Origin of the sequence: Candidatus Stygibacter australis (assembly GCA_030765845.1) — a bacterium.
Lineage (GTDB): Bacteria > Cloacimonadota > Cloacimonadia > Cloacimonadales > TCS61 > Stygibacter > Stygibacter australis.
Genome location: JAVCDJ010000143.1, coordinates 1 through 5,689, shown reverse-complemented (window position 1 = coordinate 5,689; position 5,689 = coordinate 1). Strand labels below are relative to the sequence as shown.

Annotated in this window: 3 protein-coding genes; 1 reads left to right on the top strand and 2 read right to left on the bottom strand. The window is 37.1% G+C overall.

Translation table 11 applies throughout. From position 1 onward, the window contains the following. Both RAO94_07155 and RAO94_07150 read right to left on the bottom strand, forming a co-directional pair. Nucleotides 1-2,254: hypothetical protein (locus RAO94_07155; protein ID MDP8322110.1), on the bottom strand; the 2,254-nt coding region annotated here is incomplete at its 3' end. A gap of 121 nt (nt 2,255-2,375) precedes the next feature. Continuing rightward, the gene (locus RAO94_07150; GenBank protein ID MDP8322109.1) at nt 2,376-3,155 is read right to left on the bottom strand and encodes a type III pantothenate kinase; all 780 of its coding nucleotides are present in this window, start codon (nt 3,153-3,155) and stop codon (nt 2,376-2,378) included. A 1,502-nt stretch (nt 3,156-4,657) separates the two neighbouring features. Between RAO94_07150 and RAO94_07145 the strand changes: the two genes are divergently transcribed. Beyond that, the gene (locus RAO94_07145) at nt 4,658-5,650 is read left to right on the top strand and encodes a hypothetical protein (GenBank protein MDP8322108.1); all 993 of its coding nucleotides are present in this window, start codon (nt 4,658-4,660) and stop codon (nt 5,648-5,650) included. The last annotated feature ends 39 nt before the right edge of the window (nt 5,651-5,689 follow it).

Here is a 5,689-nt window from a genome sequence, read left to right as displayed (position 1 = left end):
TGGTTATTCGTGAATCCTCATCAGTTGCTAAAAGTGGCAGCCAATCAATGAACTTGGTGAGATAGGGCAGCTCATATTCCAACCTGCTGTCCACAGCACTCAGGATCAAAGTTTTATTTTCATTACCGATTTTCGGATGATCGTCGTCTACCTTTTCATCCTGATAGACAAATGTAGCCCCGATATTAAAATTGTCATTATAATCCCAGTCCGCTCGAAAGCCCGCCAGAGTTTTAGTGTCGATTGCAAAGGCTGGTTTATAATTATATGTAATATTCAAAATTGCGTCAGGATCACGCGCTTCAGCAATCAGAAAAGTTATAATCCCAAATTCATAATCTACTATATAATCTACATTTTCTACTAATTCCCGCTGAGTAGCTCCCTCACCAAGTTCGACCGTCACACTTCCAGGTAAAATGTTCATCTGATCAAGTGACACCTGATCACGGCTGCTTTCTCCTTTTACTGAGATATGCATATGAATATCATCAAATTGCACATAAACGGGATCCTTTTCATATATGATCCCATCTCCAACTCCTCTAAAAGGTTCCAGATAGGCAAATATGAGATAGCCTGAGGCAAGAGACATGGTTTCATCTTCTCCATTAACCACACCATCGCCATTCGTATCTAATCTCAGATATTCATTATAACTCGAGCCTGATGGTAATGGTGATGAATATTCCGCTGGACAGGTTGTGGTCTGAGTTCCGTCAGCAGAAAGATCATCAAACACAAATAGATTAAATCCTTCACTCTGGTAATTAGAATCAAATTTATAAATATTTCTGGCTGTCAGTTTCCAGTATTCAGGATCTTCTTCATATGTCTGATTACTCTTTTTGAGTAATTTTACTTCTACTGGATTTGCTGAAGTATTTCCTACATTTGTTCCGTCTGGCAGTTGATAGCCAACTCCTATCGCATAAGTCCTGGTCATTGAACGGTTGATGAAAAGCAGCCCCGTATCATAATCGAATGTGTAATCAGTCCCTTCTATTAACTGAGTGAAACTATACAGATCGTCTAAATTTGGAAAATTTGGATCATCTATATCTAATCCATCAAGAGTAACATTTTCATTAGCACTGGTTCCGTCATCCATATATATCTTCAAGGTTCCTGGCACTGGAAGTAGCTCATCTGCCCCTGGCTTCATTATCCATCTACCGGCATTTGTACGGATAGCATTACCTTCCCAGCCTGCGGGATAATCTACTCCAGCTACCTCTGTATCTCCTGATTCACCATATAAAGTGTATAAATTTGCTGGATCTGTGATGAAATAGAATTTACGTAATTCATAACTCTCGCTCCAATGTATTGTGGAATCTGATTTTGAGCTACCGGTCCAGGTCTGCTGGTCTTTTTGCGCTTCATCTTTTCCCAGAATCGCAGTCACATGAAGATTACCAAATTCCATCTCGCTTTTCACACCGAAAAGTCCCTCTGATGACGCTGAATAACTTATATATTGCGAGCCAGTTAATGAAAGTGCTATATTTCCACCTTCTATGCTTTTGATCACTTCATCTTCTGTACCTTCATAACTTATTTCCACTACATCAGGATTGGAATTAAAGTCATCATCAGTGCTCGATTGATGACTCACATTAACGTGAATTTTTTCACCGATCATTCCCCGCAGACGCAAAACCAGATCCTGCTTCATGGTAAGATCAAAATCAGTGTTACTGCCTGATTCATCAGTAGTACGGTTGCTCTCACTGCTGCTGCCACCGATAGTGATCTTTTCGCTGCCATCAAGACTCAAGCTTCCCGCCTGATTTCCCAGCAAGCCTCTCACGATCTTGGATTTACGGGCTGCTGCCGGTAGCTTAAAAATATATTCGCCTATTAAACCCGAACCGCTGCTCCGCTCTTTCTCCGCCAGAAGCTCTTTACTGTTCTCAAACATCTCAGAGCGAAATATCTGCCGGAAATTCTGATTAAAATATCTCTGATAACTCATGCCATGACGTGGGTAAAGACCTTTTATCAACCCCCAGCTAACCACCAGATAAACTATTTCCTTTTCCAAATCAACTTCTACTTCTGTGCGGGTTTTCATTTCACGAAAGATTATTGCATCATTGCGCACCATACTCATACCTTTTGGTATCTTCAAAATATTGATTTCACAATCTTCTATTTTGGGTGCACCTTTTAAATAGTATTTAATCGGAAATGTATTACCTTGCAAGCTGCCTGTGATCAATAAGGCAAATATGATTAAAAGCCAGCTCATGCGCTGACTTGAATTAATCTGTAGTTTTCTGCTTTGTTCTCTCAAAAATTCCACACCTTTTCCCAGTTAATGAGGTATATAACATACCATTATTGCTTTTCATCCTGACTTTAATACTGGTTCAGGGCTGCAACCGCTCACAAATCAACGCCAGCCCATCCAGTGTTAAAGTCTCATCCACAACTTCAATTAATTCCGAATAACTTGAAACTAACTTAGCAATTCCGCCTGTCGATACCACCTTTATGGGATTTAGTGTGTGGAATTCATCGCGCAATTGCGAAATGAACCCATCTATCATCAGAGCATGACCCCTGATTATTCCTGATAACATGGCTTCCCGGGTACTTGTGCCCAGAAGCCCAAATTCCTCTCCAAAATCTACACCCGTCAATTGTGCTGCCTTGCTCACAAGACCCTCAGCCGAGGTTTGCAGTCCCGGGCAGATGATCGTGCCATAAAAATGACGATTACTACCCACTAACTGGATCGTTGTTGCTGATCCAAAATCACAAACCACACAATTAGTGCTATATTTCTCAATTGCTGCAAAAGCGTCAACAAGCAAATCTGCTCCGATATAGGAAGGGTCTGATACTGGATAGGTGAGACCCAGATCAGTGGCACTGGTAACATTGAGCAATCGGCAGCCTATATGACGCTCGATAACCTCCCGGAATACTCCGCTCAAACGAGGCACCACGCAGGACATGGCAGCAATATCTGTCTCAGAAAAATCTATTTTTGCATCATGTCCCAGGCTGGAGATGATACTCCAGTATTCATCTGCTGTTCGCTTCCGATTACTCTCTATTCGCCAGAATAATTTTTGTTCCCCAGCATAAACTCCTACTACAGTATGAGTGTTACCTATATCAATTACAACCTTTTGCATTTTCATTAGGGTTAAAAAAGTTTAGTAGTATATTTATAGTCAAGCTTTTGTTTCTCTTTTAATGATTATTGATTATGGGGTTTTTTCACTTTTATAGGAGTTATGTGACCTATAAGACCTATATTCGGCATACGTCCCACAGTGAATTGGCAGATTATGCTATAATACGTGAGAAACGTTATAATATAAAAATAGTACTATAAAGATGTTTAATTGAGCTTAAATATGAGATTAGTACACTTGTAACCCACAGGGAACCAACAGGGAGGGTACAGGAGGGTAAGGGAAGGACTGAATCTGGTGGTAAGATATTGTGTTTAAAAGAGATATATTATGAATTGGGGCAATGAGGCTGAAAATGAGTAAATGGAACATCTGATACATACTGGAGTTGATAGTAAAAGAATAATCTTATCATAGAACTGGTGTATAATGAAGCCACGGATTACACGGATATGCACGGATAATGTAATGTAAGATATTTTAAGCAACGAACAAGACGAACAAAACGAACTGATTAATAAAGAGCGGGGAATGAAAGATTCTTTAATTGCTGCTGAGTTGTGGGCAGGGGAAAGGTATTGAGTTAAGATGTGAATGCAGATTGACTTAAGACTGGGCTGGGATTATAAATTCCAGGCTGTAATTGGTGATAACTGACCGTCCTCAAGTCATTTCGATGAGTACATCGCCATAACTCGATAACTTAGCTGGGAGAGAGGGGTAGTAACTGATCGCCAGAAGTCATATCCGGGGTACCGTTCATAACTCCTGCTTAACGGGGGATATGGACTTAGGAAGAGGCATGTTAGGAACTACGAGCACCAGTTCATAGAAAAAAAAAGAGCTACGAGATGGTGCTCGTAGTTCCGGGATAGTCAGGAATAATGATCGTTTTTAACTCAATAACTTGATTGATAAAATACTAATAAACGGTTCTATATTAATATCATTACTACTTGAAATTGTGATGAGATAGTGGTAAATGAAAATCATAAGTATGGAACAAAAATTGCTTAAAATAAGACTTAGATAAATTATATTGTACACAATGATTAAATCAGAACAAAGAATGTAACATGTTTAATGGTGGAGGATTGAGCGTGAAATTGGATTATGAGGATGGCAGAAAGGATTGTAAATACTGTTTACAGTTTTCTGGAACTGCAATAATCTGTTTACAGTTTGATCAAGACTTACTGTTTTACTGTAAACAATTTTATCAATCTAATGATCAACTGATAGGGAAGTTAGCTAAGTATATATATTATATATATAAGTTATACAGGTATGAGCTTTGGGTTTTTGGCTGAGAACTAAAAAAAAGCAGTTGCCGGGATTTCAGAAAAATATCAGACAGAAAATCATAATTTGGTATAGAAAAATTAGATTAAGGAGAAGAAATGAACTGTGAAAGATTGATAAATAATTTAATCATTATTCAGGGATTTACATAACGAATTTATTACTTAATCTCAATGGATCAACAAAAAAATAAGGAGTTTTAAATGAATAAAATACTGTTAAGTATGCTGATTCTAATCACTTTGTCAGGGACACTGCTAAGTGAAGAATTAGACATGGATCGCGTAATGCCCAAAAAACTTGTGTATAGTGAATTGCCTGAAGATTATCCTAAAGAGCTTGATGAGTTGTTTATTTTTTATTGGGAAACTGTAAAAATGTTAGAACCTTACTTCGGTGATGATAAAAAACAAAGAGAGAGTTTTAAAGAGCACTTCGACAGATTGAGTTATGATAAACAAAAACATATTGTTTATTTGATCTGGTTAGTGTCAAATACTATTCCTAAATATTACTGTGAATACTTAAGTATAAACAGAAATCCTTGGGATAAGAGACTTCAGACATTACATACCTGGGATGAATTAGACCGATTATCAATTTATCCCGAATCTCAAAGGGCATTCTATAAGACTAATGAGGGGTTAACTGAAGGATTGCTACCAATTGAAGAAATTAATAGCTGTATTAAGTGGTTTTTAAAAGATGATCCGGAAATTTACAATAAGGATTTCTATCCTACATTATGGAATATATGGATAAGGGCAAGAATTATTGATAACGAATTAGTCAAAATATCTGATTATAGGGGGTATAATTATTTAAAATTATCAACCATTGAATCCCTCGGTAAACAGTTTACTGAGAATGAAATTGTTTTATCTGTGCAATCATCACCTAATAATTACGATTATATTATTGGGAAAGATTACTTAATCAATCTATGTTTTTATATGGGAGAAGGACAGAAAGCAGGTCCACCTGAAAAATTAGAAATTGATTTGCAGAAGTATTATACTACTCAGGCATCAAAGGTATTTGAAATTAATAACAATATTTGTAAAGCAATACGATATAATATTGAATTCTGTCCTTTAAAAGACCTTATGTCAGAATCGAGAGAATTTGATTATGATACTTTCAAAAATATCTATCTGGAATATATTAATAATTTAAAAGGAGTTAAGAATGAATAAGATACTTTTATTGATATTAATATTGATTCCAGTATTTAT

Excerpts from the sequence above, each read along its gene's own strand:
- RAO94_07150 (MDP8322109.1), bottom strand. The coding sequence starts at position 3,155 with ATGAAAATGCAAAAGGTTGTAATTGATATAGGTAACACTCATACTGTA.
- RAO94_07145 (MDP8322108.1), top strand. The coding sequence starts at position 4,658 with ATGAATAAAATACTGTTAAGTATGCTGATTCTAATCACTTTGTCAGGG.